The sequence below is a fragment of the Bacillus sp. AK031 genome, from assembly GCF_053903065.1.
This window is the reverse complement of the sequence record NZ_CP096424.1, coordinates 2,662,123-2,677,415: the sequence shown is the minus strand read 5'-3', so window position 1 is coordinate 2,677,415 and position 15,293 is coordinate 2,662,123. Positions and strand designations below refer to the sequence as shown.

Genomic DNA, 15,293 nt, shown 5'->3' with positions numbered 1-15,293 from the left:
CGTTAAAGTATTTGAACAATTCCTTGGATAAGGAAGAACAAAGGGGCGTTAGAAAATGGAGAAAACAGGTCGATCTCATGACAGCCTGCTGGCTCAGGATGAACAATATATTTGGCATTCGATGAAGCCGTATAATCCCAAAGGCACGATGGTTGTTGCAGAATCTAAAGGCTCATGGGTTACAGATAAAGATGGGGAAGAATATCTGGATGGCATGGCAGGATTATGGTGTGTGAATGTTGGATACGGGCGTGAGGAGCTTGCTGAAGCAGCGTATGAACAACTTAAGAAAATGGCTTATTTTCCGCTGACCCAAAGTCATGAGCCTGCAATTGCCCTTGCGGAAAAATTGAATGAGATGCTGGGAGGGGATTATGTTTTCTTTTTCTCGAACAGCGGTTCGGAAGCAAACGAAACAGCGTTCAAGATTGCCCGTCAATATCATCAGCAAAAAGGGGAAGGCGGCCGGTACAAAATAGTTTCAAGATACAGAGGATATCATGGAAGCTCTATGGGGGCGTTAGCAGCTACAGGTCAGGCACAAAGGAAGTACAAATATGAACCTCTTGCGCCAGGGTTCATCCATGTCGCTCCGCCTGATTTATATCGGGATGAAGTGTCAGGAGAAGGTCATCAGCTGCCCGGAGTCAAAGCTATAGACCAGGCGATGACATGGGAATTGAGTGAAACGATAGCTGCGGCAATTATGGAACCTATCATTACCGGTGGGGGAGTTATCGTTCCTCAAGAAGATTACATGAAAGCCGCTCAGGAAGTCTGTAAAACGCATGGTGCACTCCTTATAGTCGATGAAGTGATTTGCGGCTTTGGGCGTACCGGAAAGCCTTTCGGGTTCATGAATTATGGTGTTAAGCCTGACATTATTACGATGGCTAAAGGGATTACCAGTGCTTACTTGCCGTTATCTGTAACAGCGGTCAAACGTGAAATCTATGAAGAATTCAAAGGGAACGAAGAATATGATTATTTACGCCATATTAATACTTTTGGTGGAAACCCGGCTTCATGTGCCCTGGCATTGAAGAATATAGAAATTATGGAAAAGGAAAAGCTGTTTGAACGATCGGCTGAATTGGGTGACAAGGCAATCAACGTCCTGATAACCCAATTACAGCAGAATGATTGTGTGGGAGATGTTCGGGGGAAAGGGTTATTGATCGGGATTGAACTTGTCGTTGATAAGGAATCCAAACAACCATTACCAGTAGAAAAAGTGAATCAGGTGATTAGGTATTGCAAAGATAAGCGAGTCATTATTGGTAAGAATGGTGCAACCGTTGCAGGTTATAATAATGTATTGACGATATCGCCTCCTCTAAATATAGAGGTCAAAGATTTGGATTTTCTGTTAAAGACAGTGTGCGATGGAATCAATAACATTGAATGATACTTTGACAGTTTCCGTTTTTGAGTGAACTGCGCTGGCCAAAAAAAGCTTGAACCCATCACTTTATTGGAGGGTTCAAGCTTTTTATTATTGAAAGGCCTTAAGGTTTCTATTTGGCAGCCGCCATTTATAGGAATAGGACATCACTCTTAAGCAAGTGGTCAGGATGAAGAGTGTATACAGCTCCCATGCTTCAGTTACGAAATTCAATCCAATTGAAGCTCCGCATAACACTGCCCAAACTGCATAAATCTCCGATCGCAATACAAGTGGTTTTCTGCCGGCAAGCAAATCCCTGATCATTCCGCCGCCGCTTCCTGTCAAGACAGCAGCTACGATGATGGCGCTGATAGGGTGGTTCATCTCGGAAGCGTACAAAGCTCCCTGAATAGCAAATGCTGATAGCCCTATGGCATCGAAAAAACTGCCCCAGCGCCGCCAGTGCCTAAGCAGGTTATTGGGAAATAAGAAGACGGCTGTAATCGACAGCAAAGCTATCTGAAATAAGAAGCCTTGCTCCCACAGAGCTGAAACTGGTACGCCGATAAGCAAGTTCCTGATCGCTCCTCCTCCGAAAGCAGTAACAATCCCCAAAATATAAACGCCTAAAATGTCGTATTCTTCCTCCATGGCCACAATCGCTCCTGATACGGCAAAAGCAATTGTGCCTATGATACTTAAAACCTCCCAAGTCATACAATCAGTTCCCCCTTTGCTGAAAATTCCGGATAATTCCTTTAACACATTAACGCGCTGAGGGACAGTCCCCAGCTCCTTTAGAGCGTTAATCTGTTAAAGAAACTCCCCATGGCTCATTGCTGTTTTCATTTCAAACATATTGATTTTAACACGCATATAAAGTTTTGCAACCATTTTTTATCACTTTTTATGAAAGTATAAACATAGTCTTTACAATTCGTTTTTGATATGATGAAAAATAGCAAATATATAAGGAAAGAAGGGCTTTGTTTGGAAGAAAAAATTATAGAAAAAGCCTTGCTGGTGGGATGTCAAATTGAAGAAGATGACCAGCGGTTCGCCTATTCAATGGAAGAGCTTGCTTCGTTGGCAGAAACTGCCCAAGCAGAGGTCTTGGCTGCCCTTACACAGAAGAGAGAACGGGTTCATCCGAAAACATACATAGGAAAAGGGAAAGTGGAAGAACTAATTGCACTTGAAGAACAGTTTGAACCTGACCTGGTGATTTTTAATGATGAGCTGTCACCTAGTCAGATTCGAAATTTATCAGAGCAGCTGGACGCGAGGGTTATTGACAGGACTCAGTTGATTCTGGATATCTTTGCCCAGAGAGCACGATCAAAGGAAGGAAAACTGCAAGTGGAATTGGCGCAGCTGCAATACATGCTTCCCCGCCTGATCGGTAAAGGGACATCGATGTCCCGGCTGGCCGGGGGAATCGGTACAAGAGGTCCTGGTGAGACAAAGCTTGAGAGTGACCGGCGCCATATCCGACGCAGAATCGATGATATTAAGAAATCACTGCAGGTTGTTGTCGACCATCGTGAACGGTACAGGGAGAGGCGTAAAAAGAATAAAACATTCCAGATGGCATTAATGGGTTATACCAATGCAGGGAAGTCCACTCTTTTCAACCGGATTTCAATCGCTGAATCTTACGAAGAGAATCAATTATTTGCAACACTTGATCCGTTAACAAGAAAACTGATCCTGCCAAGTGGATACACAGCGCTGGTAACAGATACGGTTGGTTTTATTCAGGATCTTCCTACAGCGCTTGTCGCTGCCTTCAGATCGACTCTGGAAGAAGTAAAGGAAGCGGATTTACTTCTTCATGTTGTAGATAGTTCCAACCCGGATTATAACAATCATGAAAAAACGGTCCAATCACTACTTGCTGAATTAGGAATGGAGCACATCCCACAGCTTACGATTTATAATAAACGAGATGAAATGCATCCAGACTTTGTTCCTGACAGCATCAGTGAAAAGATAATCATCAGTGCACTTGATGAAAACGACAGAATTATTCTCAAAGATAGAATAGAAGATATTGTGATTGAACAAATGGAACCTTATCACGTCGATCTCCCTTCAAATGAAGGGAAATTGCTGTCTCAGCTTAAAAATGAAACGATTTTGAGAAAACTGGAATTTAAAGAAGACACTCATACTTATGAAGCGAAGGGTTTTTCATTAATTGACCATCCCGTGACAGGAAGCATCAGGAAATATCAAAAATAAAGGCTGTCCAAATTGCAATAAGAAGGGGCTGGTTCGCCTTGTTTTGCAGCGGAAATAGTATAATCAGCTTTTCAGAAGGAGAAACAGATGTATCAATATTTAACTTACGGAAAACAGCTACAGGCAATGGCAGAAAAGGCTGAAGAAAAAATTTCAGAAATTCACCAAAAAATTGACCGGAGAGCGGAATCCAATCAATTCAGGGTACTGTCCTCATTTCAGAAACATAAGGTGAGTGACTCGCATTTTATTCCGACAACTGGTTATGGGTATGACGACATTGGCAGAGATACCCTTGAGCTTATTTATGCGGATGTGTTCGGAGGAGAGGCTGCATTGGTCCGCCCGCAAATCATTTCGGGTACGCATGCCATTTCGATTTCGCTATTTGGGATCCTTCGGCCTGGAGATGAATTGATATATATTACAGGCAAACCATACGATACTTTGGAAGAGATTGTGGGCATCCGCGGAGAGGGAACTGGTTCCTTAAAGGAATTTGGGATAGGTTACAGGTCCATTCCTTTGCAGGAGGATGGATCCGTTGACTTTAAAGCGGTGTCCGAAGCGATACAGCCGAATACAAAGATGATCGGCATCCAGCGGTCAAAAGGATATGCTAACCGCCCTTCTTTCACAATCCGTCAAATTAAAGAAATGATCGATTTTGTGAAAGAGATCAAACCGGATGTAGTGGTTTTCGTGGATAACTGCTACGGTGAGTTTGTGGAAGAAGAAGAACCATGCGATGCAGGGGCAGATCTTATCGCCGGATCCCTAATAAAAAATCCAGGTGGAGGGCTGGCAAAAACGGGCGGCTATATCGCCGGGAAGAAACAGCTGGTGGAGGCTTGTTCTTACCGTATGACTTCTCCGGGAATTGGTGCGGAGGCAGGAGCATCTCTCTATTCGCTTCAGGAAATGTATCAAGGGTTTTTCTCTGCCCCTCACGTAGTGGCTCAGGCGTTGAAGGGAGCTGTATTCACTGCTTCTCTTCTTGAAAGTCTCGGCATGAACACAAATCCGGTCTGGGATGCGAAAAGAACAGATTTAATCCAATCCGTTCAATTTGATGATAAGGAAAAGATGGTGGCCTTTTGTCAGGCGGTCCAATTTGCTTCACCTGTCAATTCACACTTTACGCCGTATCCGAATTATATGCCGGGCTATGAAGATGATGTCATCATGGCAGCAGGCACATTTATTCAGGGGTCGAGCATCGAACTTTCTGCAGATGGGCCGATCCGGCCGCCATACACAGCTTACGTGCAGGGAGGGCTTACCTATTCTCATGTTAAAATCGCTATTTTAACAAGTTTAAATAAGTTGCTCGAAAAAGGTTTACTAAGTATATAAAAAGGATAATAAACGATTAAAAGGATAGCTTATATCAGAGCTGTCCTTTTTTTTGAAAAGTCATGTAAGAAAACATAACATTTCTTTGACAAAACTCCTTACATAACATATAATGATATCAGGAAAGCAAGAAGGAGGTGAATCGGGATGAGTGGAAGTGAAATTAGAAGAAGCATGCCGCTATTCCCTATGGGAATTGTAATGCAGCTTACCGATTTGACTGCTCGCCAGGTTCGCTACTATGAAGAGAATGAATTGATTTTCCCTGCAAGAACTGAAGGGAAAAGAAGGCTCTTCTCCTTGAATGATATCGATAAATTATTAGAAATTAAGGATTTATTGGATCAAGGAATTAACATGGCAGGTATTAAGAAGATTTTTGCTGTACAAGAAGAACATAAAGAAACAGATGCCAACGAGCAGCAAACAGAAAAAGCTAAGCCGGATCTTACCGATAATGAATTGAGAAAATTGTTAAGAAATGAACTGCTTCATGCGGGGCGTTTCAACAAATCCTCTCTTCGCCAAGGAGATCTTTCTCGCTTTTTCCACTAAAAAATAATATTTGAAAATCTTGAGGAGGAATTAGTTAAGATGGGAAAGTTTACTCGTGAAGACATTTTACAAATGGCTGACAAGGAGAATGTAAAGTTCATTCGTTTACAATTCACCGATATCCTGGGAACGATTAAAAACGTTGAAATCCCGGTTAGCCAATTAGGAAAAGCTCTTGATAACGAAATGATGTTCGATGGTTCTTCAATCGAAGGTTTTGTAAGAATTGAAGAATCAGACATGAAATTATATCCTGACTTTGATACTTGGGTTGTATTTCCTTGGACAGCTGAAAAAGGTAAAGTTGCGCGTCTTATCTGTGACATCTATAATCCGGATGGGACTCCATTTGCAGGAGATCCACGCAGTAACCTGAAAAGGGTTCTTAAAGAGATGGAAGAGCTTGGATTCTCAGACTTCAACCTTGGACCAGAACCGGAATTTTTCCTCTTCAAACTTGATGTAGAAGGACAACCGACACTTGAACTGAATGACAACGGTGGCTATTTTGATCTTGCTCCAACCGACCTTGGTGAAAACTGCCGAAGAGATATTGTGCTTGAACTTGAAGAAATGGGCTTTGAAATTGAAGCATCTCACCATGAGGTTGCTCCAGGACAGCACGAAATCGATTTCAAATATGCATCCGCACTAAAAGCGTGTGATGACATCCAGACGTTCAAGCTTGTTGTTAAAACAATTGCGCGTAAGCATGGACTTCATGCAACGTTCATGCCTAAACCGCTGTTTGGTGTAAACGGTTCTGGTATGCACTGCAATATGTCCCTATTTAAAGAGGGCAAAAATTCTTTCTTCGATGAAAGTGGAGAACTGCAATTAAGTGAAACTGCACGCCAGTTCCTTGCGGGAACAATCAAGCATGCTACTGGTTTCACTGCCATCACGAACCCGACAGTTAACTCTTACAAACGTCTGGTTCCCGGCTATGAGGCACCTTGTTATGTTGCGTGGTCTGCACAGAACCGCAGTCCGTTGATCCGTATTCCTGCTTCACGCGGTATGAGTACCCGTGTAGAAGTAAGAAGTGTTGATCCGGCAGCGAATCCTTACCTTGCAATGTCTGTATTGCTTGCAGCAGGTTTGGATGGGATCAAAAATGAAATGAAAGCTCCTAAACCAGTTGACCGCAATATCTATGTTATGAATAAAGAAGAGCGCGAAGAAGCAGGAATTGAAGATCTTCCAGCAAATCTTTCCAATGCTCTTGAAGCTCTGAAGAAAGACGAAGTAATGGTGAATGCACTTGGCGGCCATATCTTTGAACACTTCATCGAAGCGAAAGAAATCGAGTGGGATATGTTTAGAACCCAAGTTCACCCTTGGGAGCGCGAGCAATACCTGCAAATGTATTAATAGAGAGAGAAACCCTCAACTTATGTTGGGGGTTTTATTTGTATGGAAGTTTGTTTGCTGTTAACCAGCTACTTTGTAAATACTGTTTTCATAACAAATTCCTATGAAGACAATTCAGAAAGCAATTCGGGTCTCTGAAACTTTTCATGGGGACATTTCGTAAAGTCAGTATAAGCAAAATGTAAGGGGTGACTGTTTTGATCGATGGTATTATCTGGGCTGTAGTTTTTACAGGACTGCTTATCTTTATGTTCTACTGGGACAATAAGAAAGAGAAGCATAACTCTCCAAAACAACAGCGGAAAATAGAACATGAACAAGAAACCGAAAAACAAATAGAATTGGAGAAGGGAAAGGGCAAGCGGCCTCACGGATTTTAAGGAGAGAAGGCTGACTCAGGATTACAGTTGCCCAGGCTGTTTTTGTTGTAAATTTCTACTACCGGGCACTAAAGGATTCCATAATGGCTTCTCGTCCTTTATACTAGTTTAGTATGCTTTCTGGTATGTATGGCATAAATATATTCGATAATTGAACTTATATATTCTTTTATATAGTATTAAGGCTCTTTTTGAAGGAGGAAATTAAATTGAAAATTGCTAGTGGTGAAATGATAGAAGCGCAAATTCATCGATTAGATGATAGAGGAGCTGGGCAGGCTGTTGTCTGGCGTGAGAATGAAAAAGGAAACATAGGGAAATTAAAACTTACGGTTCCGCGCACTCTTCCAGGTGAGAAAGTAAAAGTGGTAGTGGACGAGCCGCTGAAGAGGAGAAGGAAGGCGCTTCCTGAAGAAATACTTGAAGCACATCCTGAAAGAACAGCTCCGCCTTGTCCTCACTTTGAACGTTGCGGCGGTTGTGTATGGCAGCATTTGAGCTACCAAGGTCAACTGAATCAGAAAACTGATCATGTTAAAGAGGCGGTGGCGACTCAAGGTTATGACCCAGCTCTTGTATTGGATACAATCGGAATGGACAATCCCTGGCGTTACCGTAACAAAATGGAATTTACATTCGCTCCGGATGGTTCATTGGGTCTTCACGAACAAGGAAACTTCCGTAAAGTCATTTCACTGGAGACTTGTCTGATTGCGAGTGAAGAAATGGTAGAAACAGCGATGGAAGTGGCTGAATGGGTTAAAGATTATGGATTAAAAGGGTATGACAAAGATGCCCATGAAGGGTTGCTTCGCCATTTAATGGTCAGACAGTCATTTGCTACAGGTGAAATTATGCTTGGACTTTTCGCCACGGAAGCACCAGCAGGTAAACTGGAAAGTGCAATCGCTGACCTGGTGAATCGAGTAGGAGAAAAGTTCCCGAAAGTGAAAAGTTTGTTATGGCTGGAAAACAGAGACTGGGCAGACCGGACTCAATCTGAAAAAACGCATGTCCTTGGTGGTCGTGATTTTATTTACGATGAAATGGATGGGTATCGTTTTCGTCTATGGTTCGATACATTCTTCCAAACGAACCCTGTTCAGGCACAAAAACTTGTAGACCTTGCAGTAGAAATGGGGAAACCCAAGAAAACAGAAAAAATGATCGATCTTTTCTGTGGTGTAGGAACATTTTCACTTCCGTTTGCTAATAAAGTCGGAGAACTAGCTGGAATTGAAATCGTAGAAAGCTCCATTGAATCTGCTAAACGTAATGCTGAGGATAATGGAATTCACAATACTACTTTCCTTGCGAAAGATGCGAGGAAGGGAATTGACCAGATCTTGGAGAGCTTTGGCAGACCTGAATTATTGCTTCTTGACCCTCCACGCTCAGGTGCGGGCGGCAAGGTAATGAGAAGAATCGGACGTTCACAGCCGGAGAGAATTGTCTATGTATCTTGTAATCCAAATACATTCGCAACAGATATAAAAGAATTGGAGCAATTCGGTTACAGTTTGAAAGTTGTTCAACCAGTTGACCTTTTCCCTCATACAGTTCATGTAGAGTGTGTTGCAGAGCTGGTTCTGGAAAAATAAATCTTACACCTGCAGTAAAATGCAGGTGTTTTTTTCTCTCAAAAATTTTGTTGCCCAATGTTTACAGGTTTGAAATAATTAACAGTATCATTAAAAGAGGGAGGCCATTTTATGCGGTTTAAACCAATCGATCTGGTAGAGCATGAAAAGTTTGTACTCAACTTCCGAAAAGATTCCTTTGCAGTCAGTTTTAATGATACTTCAAGCTTTAATGAGGAAGAATATCTGAGGTGGCTGAAAGAGAAAATCAATGAGTTTCCAGAAGGTTTTGTTATGGCAGAGGCAGAAAATGAACTGATTGGCCAGCTGGAATTATCGATAAGGCAGCATGAAGGCCAACCCATCGGATATGTTCATCTTTATTATTTAAAACCGGAATGCAGGCACAAGGGACACGGAATAGAGATTCATAGGTATGCTCTTGATTATTTTCTGAAACAAAACGTTAACGAGTATCATTTAAGAGTCTCGCCAACGAATACATCAGCCAGGAAGTTCTATAAAAGGATGGGTATGAAGGAAGTGGCTCCTGAGCTGGATGGCAAGGTAATCCGAATGAGGGGGATTTTGGAGGAATGAAATTTTATGTGGCTTCCAGCTTCAAAAACATTCAGCAGGTGAGATATATCAGCGAACAATTAAAACACAGGGGCTATATACATAGTTATGATTGGACTCAGAATGAAAGAGCTGTAAACATTGAGGAGCTTGAACAAATTGGAAAAGAAGAGAAACAGGCAGTATCGGATTCGGATTTCGTGGTGGTGCTGCTGCCTGCAGGAAAAGGCAGCCATATTGAATTGGGGATCGCTTTGGGGCTCCGTAAAAAAGTCTTCCTCCATTTTCCAAATAAAGAAGCGATGAGTCTAAATCAAACCAGTACCTTCTACTATTTGCAGGAAGTTGAGAAATGCTATGGCAGTCTGGATGACTTAGTAGATAGGATTAACTCATCATCAAACAGCAATAAATGATGAAAAGCAGGCTCTATCATCATTTATTTGGTTTGGTTCGTGCAGGGAGTCTACAATGACTTGTAGAAAATAATCTGAATAGAGAAGCCTGAAAAAGTGCAGTGATTTATATATTAGTATTAGTAGATGACACAAATAATCTATTAAAAAAAGCAAAAAGCCAGGCATTTTGTCTGGCTTTTTGCTTTTCGTTTTAATGTATTTGGCGATAAACGCCAATTACTTTACCGAGAATTGAAACATGGCGAAGGATAATAGGTTCCATAGAAGAGTTCTCTGGTTGAAGTCGTACGAAATCCTGTTCTTTAAAGAAACGTTTTACTGTTGCTTCATCCTCTTCTGTCATCGCTACGACAATGTCCCCATTATTTGCGGTCTGCTGCTGGCGTACAATAACATAATCTCCATCGAGAATCCCGGCTTCTATCATACTATCACCCATGATTTCAAGCATGAATACCTGTTCATCAGCTGGAGCGAGGTGCTGGGGAAGCGGAAAGAATTCCTCCACATTCTCAATCGCCGTTATAGGCTGGCCGGCAGTAACCTTACCGATAAGCGGTACATTCACGGCAGTTTGTCTAGGGATACTATCTTCCTCTAAGTCTAACACTTCAATAGCCCTTGGTTTAGTAGGATCTCGTCTAATCAGCCCCTTGCTTTCCAGCCTGGCAAGATGGCCATGTACCGTTGAACTGGAAGCAAGCCCGACAGCTTCACCAATTTCCCTTACAGAAGGCGGATATCCTTTAGATTTAACTTCTTCTTTAATATATTGAAGGATATCCTGCTGCCTTTTAGATAATTTTGTCATTTATTCCACCTCAAAACCGATCTTTTGTTCCCATTATAGCATGTCAAAGAAATGGATACAAACATAAGTTCGAATATCTGTTGACACCAAACGAATGTTCGTATTATAATCGATTTAACAATTAACGAACAAACATTCGCATGGAGGTATTTCAATGTTGACTGCAATTTGGAAAAATTATTCTTATGTTATCCTTCTAATGGGATTGGCACTCATAACAAGTTTTATAGCATTAATGAAAGTAGAAAGCACAATATCCTATCAAAAAGTGACCGTTCAAGAAGGGGATTCGCTTTGGACTATTTCTCAAGAGCTTTCGGAAGAACACGATCTTTCTACTAAAGAAGTGATGGAATGGGTAAGCGAGAAGAATAACCTGGCAACGGATATCATCAGGCCTGGCGATTCTCTTATCATTCCGGCAGAAAAGTCATTTCTTATTGAAAAAGATAATTATGAGCTTGCAAGCGGTACAGAATAGGAGCGTTTGTTATGAAAGCGGCAATTTATTGCAGAGTAAGTACAAAAAAGGATACACAGGAAACATCATTGCAAAGGCAGGAGGAAGAACTTCTTCAACTTGCTGCCAGCTTCAATTTTGAAGTTGCGCATATTATTAAAGACCAGGCCAGCGGGTATGAACTCGACAGGGAGGGAGTACTCGAACTGCTCGATTTGTTGAAGAAAGAGAGCATTGGCGCGGTGCTTATACAAGATGAAACACGGATTGGCAGGGGAAATGCAAAGATTGCCCTGATCCATTGTATAGTGAAAGAAGGGGTTAAGATCTACAGTATTTCTCATAATGGAGAACTTCACCTTTCCGAATCAGATTCAATGGTACTGCAGATTGTCAGCATGGTTGAGGAACACCAGCGGAAACTCCATAACTTGAAAATCAAGCGAGGTATGAGAAGGGCTGTTGAAAAGGGGTATAAACCCCAGAAGAACCTGAAAAACAGAGGAAACATGGAAGGCCGTGAACGAATTGAGGTTCCTGTTGAGGAAATAGTGAAGCTTAGAAACAATAAACTGACCTTTGCAGAAATTGCTGCAACCTTAAGGGGATTTGGTTTTAATATATCCAAAGCCACTGTACATAGAAGGTATCAAGAATTTATCAGCTCCTCCGAAGAGGCATGACACTTGTCTTTTTTCTCTATTTCTAGTAACATGTCGATATTAAATCGGTATTATTTGAATTGACTATATGCATTCGTGCTTAAATTTATATGTCGACATTTACAGGAGGAGAAACAATTTATGCTTTCAAAAGAAAAAATGGCAAGGATCAATAAACTCGCAAAGAAAGCTAAAGGTGAAGGATTAACAGCTGCAGAAGCAAAGGAACAAACAAAGTTAAGAAAAGAATACCTTGAGACATTCAGACAATCAATGAGGTCTACGATTGAAAATACAAGAATGTTTGATCCAGAGGGAAATGAAGTAACTCCTGAAAAAGTAAAAGAAATACAAAAAAATAAAAAGCTTCATTAAACTACTTGAAGTTCATCAATATTATCAAAAACACGCATTTTTGCGTGTTTTTTATTTTAATTATCTTTATTAACGTGAAATTAGGGTATTAGGAATTAAAAAAGGAGCAATCTAAAAAAGGAAATGCTTGTATACACCGGAGTTAAGACATGTCTTGAATCAGGCTTGTTGAATACCGCTGCATACACTCGCTTTCCATGGGTGCGAGGTGAGCCCGCTGGAGTGGATAATCCGTTTCAATCATTCCGGTATGAATTAACATTGATTTAGGTTTTTCCGGAAAATAATTTCGTGTATTTTTAGAATGACGGAAATAATTTTCGTTTGGTGGAAAGGTTTAAAAATCAATGAAGTAAACGCTTTCATATTAGTTATGGAGGTTTTCTCAAAAAACAAATCGGTTGTATAAACTTCATAAGAATATTAATATTAACAAGTAATAACCGAAAAACAGGAAGGATGTTGATTAATGTTTGATGTAACAGATCAATTAGCCATTAATACTATACGTACACTTTCAATTGATGCAATCGAGAAAGCGAACTCTGGGCATCCAGGAATGCCTATGGGAGCTGCTCCGATGGCTTATGCATTATGGTCCAGATTTATGAACCATAATCCTAATAATCCAGATTGGCATAATAGAGACCGCTTTGTTCTCTCTGCAGGCCATGGCTCCATGCTTCTTTACAGCCTATTATATCTTTCCGGGTATGATGTTTCCATGGAAGATCTTAAACAATTCAGACAGTGGGGAAGCAAAACACCTGGCCATCCGGAATATGGACATACACCAGGCGTTGAGGCGACTACAGGCCCTCTTGGCCAAGGATTGGCGATGTCGGTCGGAATGGCAATGGCAGAACGCCACCTTGCAGCCGTGTATAACCGGGATAATTTCAACCTGGTAGATCATTATACATATAGTATTTGTGGAGACGGAGATTTAATGGAAGGTATATCTTCAGAAGCTGCCTCCCTTGCTGCTCATCTTAAGCTGGGCCGCCTGATTGTTATGTATGACTCCAACGATATCTCCTTGGATGGAGACCTGGATAAGTCTTTCTCAGAAAATGTAGAAGGACGCTTTAAGTCTTATGGCTGGCAGTATATCCGAGTAGATGATGGAAACGATACAGAGCAAATCGCAAAAGCTCTTGAAGAAGCGAAGCTTGATGAACATCATCCAACCCTGATCGAGGTAAAAACAGTCATTGGTTATGGTGCACCAAACAAATCAGGAAAATCAGATGTTCATGGAGCGCCTCTTGGCGAAGCAGAGATGAAATTGACAAAAGAAGCCTACAAATGGACTTTTGATCAAGATTTTCATGTGCCTTCAGAAGTTCAAGAGCGTTTTAAAGAACAAATGGTTGATGCAGGCGAGAGAAAAGAGCGTGAGTGGAACGAAATGTTCGACGAGTATAAATCTAAATACCCTGAGCTTGCAGCTCAATTCGAATCTGCGATGACAGGCGAACTGCCAAGCGGGTGGGATAAGGAAATTCCGGTCTATGAAGAAGGAAAAAGCCTTGCCAGCCGTGCATCTTCTGGAGAAGTAATGAATGCAATTGCAAAGAATATGCCAACTCTGATGGGTGGTTCTGCTGATTTAGCCGGTTCTAATAAAACAATGATCAAGGACCAGAGTGACTTTACACCGGAATCATATGATGGCCGCAATATTTGGTTCGGTGTTCGTGAATTTGGAATGGGGGCCGCTATGAATGGTATGGCACTTCATGGTGGGATCAAAGTATTCGGAGGCACTTTCTTCGTATTCTCTGACTACCTGAGACCAGCCATTCGACTTGCAGCTTTAATGGGACTGCCTGTAACGTATGTCTTCACTCATGACAGTATTGCTGTCGGTGAAGATGGTCCGACTCATGAACCTATTGAACAATTAGCTTCTCTGCGTGCGATGCCGAACCTATCAGTCATCCGCCCGGCAGATGGAAATGAGACTGCTGCCGCATGGCGTACTGCCTTAACATCAAAAGACAAACCGACAGCACTTGTATTGACAAGGCAAAATCTGCCCACTCTGAAGGGAACAGATTCTAAAGCGCAAACAGGTGTTGAAAAAGGTGCTTATGTTGTTTCACCTGCTGGAAAAGAACAGCCTGATGCCCTGCTGCTTGCTTCAGGTTCTGAAGTCAGCCTTGCTGTGGAAGCTCAAAGAGTGCTTGCTAAAGATGGTATTGCTGTATCAGTTATCAGTATGCCGTCATGGGACCGCTTCGAACAACAGTCTACAGAATATAGGGAATCAATTATTCCAAAAGCTGTGAAAAAACGCCTTGCGATTGAAGTCGGATCGCCTCTTGGATGGGATCGTTATGCAGGTGATGAAGGGGATATCCTGGCAATTAACGGATTTGGCGCTTCTGCTCCTGGAGAGAAAATCATGGAAGAATACGGATTCTCAGTTAATAATGTAGTGTCCCGCGTAAAGGCCCTTCTTGAAAAATAAGGGATGTACGGGGTAAGGATTCAAAGGCTGCTGTTCATCAGCAGCCTCATTTTTTGAAGGAAAGCTGTAAGTGTATCGGGTCACCGCTTTCGACAAAACTAGTGTTATTTTTTTGCAGATTTCTACAAGGTTACTTCCTATTGTTCTTTATACTAAAAAAAAGGACAACCTATAGGGAGGAAGAGAAATGAAATCCTACCGACTCTACTGGATAGAAGATGAGATTGCTGATTATTTTTATGGCAGAGAACGATCATTTTTTAATTTATTCCTGGATGGCACGAGGTGCTCCGGGGAACTGAAAGAAATCATCAATAAACAGATACACTATGTCACAAAACCCATCCCGTTTTTGCCTTTTAACCGTTCGATAGCACAAGCACTTGCCAATAGAAGAGATTATATCCAGCAGGATAATAAATATTATATTGAATCCCCATGCGGTAATAATACGGCTGTGATAGAGGTTTTGGACAACATGATAGGAGTAGAGTTAACGGGCCATAGTGATTGGGAAGCCTACATCTTTGAGTTGTTAAGGAAATTGGATGGCCGCCTGTTGGCTATCGATTTGAACAATGAACAATTCGGCTGGCTGAAACCGATAAAAGTCAGGAAATATGTATAATGATGTT

16 protein-coding genes are annotated in these 15,293 nt (G+C 41.6%); 14 read left to right on the top strand and 2 right to left on the bottom strand.

What is annotated here, in order from left to right:
- Window positions 1-55 precede the first annotated feature (55 nt).
- Window positions 56-1,408, top strand: a complete 1,353-nt coding sequence (locus tag M1E09_RS13850; RefSeq protein WP_456271449.1) for an aminotransferase — start codon at window positions 56-58, stop codon at window positions 1,406-1,408.
- Between the two features lie 87 nt (window positions 1,409-1,495).
- Here the strand turns inward: M1E09_RS13850 and M1E09_RS13845 are convergent, their stop codons facing one another.
- The gene (locus M1E09_RS13845; RefSeq protein WP_456271448.1) at window positions 1,496-2,104 is read right to left on the bottom strand and encodes a trimeric intracellular cation channel family protein; all 609 of its coding nucleotides are present in this window, start codon (window positions 2,102-2,104) and stop codon (window positions 1,496-1,498) included.
- Between the two features lie 234 nt (window positions 2,105-2,338).
- Between M1E09_RS13845 and hflX the strand changes: the two genes are divergently transcribed.
- The 8 genes from hflX to M1E09_RS13805 all read left to right on the top strand — a co-directional run bounded on the left by hflX (window position 2,339) and on the right by M1E09_RS13805 (window position 9,871).
- Window positions 2,339-3,631, top strand: a complete 1,293-nt coding sequence (gene hflX / locus M1E09_RS13840) for a GTPase HflX (RefSeq protein ID WP_456274990.1) — start codon at window positions 2,339-2,341, stop codon at window positions 3,629-3,631.
- Window positions 3,632-3,757: 126 nt separating this feature from the next.
- Window positions 3,758-4,987, top strand: a complete 1,230-nt coding sequence (locus tag M1E09_RS13835; RefSeq protein ID WP_456274989.1) for a methionine gamma-lyase family protein — start codon at window positions 3,758-3,760, stop codon at window positions 4,985-4,987.
- Between the two features lie 147 nt (window positions 4,988-5,134).
- Window positions 5,135-5,542, top strand: a complete 408-nt coding sequence (locus M1E09_RS13830; protein WP_456271447.1) for a MerR family transcriptional regulator — start codon at window positions 5,135-5,137, stop codon at window positions 5,540-5,542.
- A 39-nt stretch (window positions 5,543-5,581) separates the two neighbouring features.
- The gene (gene glnA / locus M1E09_RS13825; protein ID WP_456271446.1) at window positions 5,582-6,916 is read left to right on the top strand and encodes a type I glutamate--ammonia ligase; all 1,335 of its coding nucleotides are present in this window, start codon (window positions 5,582-5,584) and stop codon (window positions 6,914-6,916) included.
- A 197-nt stretch (window positions 6,917-7,113) separates the two neighbouring features.
- Window positions 7,114-7,296, top strand: a complete 183-nt coding sequence (locus M1E09_RS13820) for a hypothetical protein (RefSeq protein ID WP_456271445.1) — start codon at window positions 7,114-7,116, stop codon at window positions 7,294-7,296.
- 230 nt (window positions 7,297-7,526) lie between these two features.
- Window positions 7,527-8,897, top strand: a complete 1,371-nt coding sequence (gene rlmD, locus M1E09_RS13815) for a 23S rRNA (uracil(1939)-C(5))-methyltransferase RlmD (RefSeq protein ID WP_456274988.1) — start codon at window positions 7,527-7,529, stop codon at window positions 8,895-8,897.
- A gap of 111 nt (window positions 8,898-9,008) precedes the next feature.
- On the top strand, window positions 9,009-9,476 hold the full coding sequence (locus tag M1E09_RS13810) for a GNAT family N-acetyltransferase (protein WP_456271444.1): 468 nt from the start codon (window positions 9,009-9,011) through the stop codon (window positions 9,474-9,476).
- Window positions 9,473-9,871, top strand: a complete 399-nt coding sequence (locus tag M1E09_RS13805; protein ID WP_456271443.1) for a group-specific protein — start codon at window positions 9,473-9,475, stop codon at window positions 9,869-9,871. The genes M1E09_RS13810 and M1E09_RS13805 overlap by 4 nt, the downstream gene beginning before the upstream one ends.
- Window positions 9,872-10,064: 193 nt before the next feature.
- Here M1E09_RS13805 and lexA read toward each other — a convergent pair whose 3' ends face one another.
- Window positions 10,065-10,685: a transcriptional repressor LexA gene (lexA, locus tag M1E09_RS13800; RefSeq protein WP_456271442.1), complete on the bottom strand. Its 621-nt coding sequence runs from the start codon at window positions 10,683-10,685 to the stop codon at window positions 10,065-10,067.
- Window positions 10,686-10,839: 154 nt separating this feature from the next.
- Here lexA and yneA point away from each other — a divergent pair, with 154 nt between their 5' ends.
- The 5 genes from yneA (at window position 10,840) to sirA (ending at window position 15,286) form a co-directional block, all read left to right on the top strand.
- A complete protein-coding gene (yneA, locus tag M1E09_RS13795; RefSeq protein ID WP_456271441.1) occupies window positions 10,840-11,166 on the top strand; it encodes a cell division suppressor protein YneA in 327 nt (108 codons plus the stop codon).
- An 11-nt stretch (window positions 11,167-11,177) separates the two neighbouring features.
- Entirely contained in the window at window positions 11,178-11,828 is a 651-nt protein-coding gene (locus tag M1E09_RS13790; RefSeq protein ID WP_456271440.1) for a YneB family resolvase-like protein, read from the top strand.
- Window positions 11,829-11,948: 120 nt separating this feature from the next.
- Window positions 11,949-12,182 (top strand): DUF896 domain-containing protein, encoded by a 234-nt coding sequence (locus tag M1E09_RS13785; protein WP_456271439.1) that lies wholly within the window; start codon window positions 11,949-11,951, stop codon window positions 12,180-12,182.
- 469 nt (window positions 12,183-12,651) lie between these two features.
- Window positions 12,652-14,658: a transketolase gene (tkt, locus tag M1E09_RS13780; RefSeq protein ID WP_456271438.1), complete on the top strand. Its 2,007-nt coding sequence runs from the start codon at window positions 12,652-12,654 to the stop codon at window positions 14,656-14,658.
- Window positions 14,659-14,845: 187 nt separating this feature from the next.
- Complete coding sequence (gene sirA / locus M1E09_RS13775; protein ID WP_456271437.1) at window positions 14,846-15,286, top strand: sporulation inhibitor of replication protein SirA; 441 nt, start codon at window positions 14,846-14,848, stop codon at window positions 15,284-15,286.
- Window positions 15,287-15,293 lie beyond the last annotated feature (7 nt).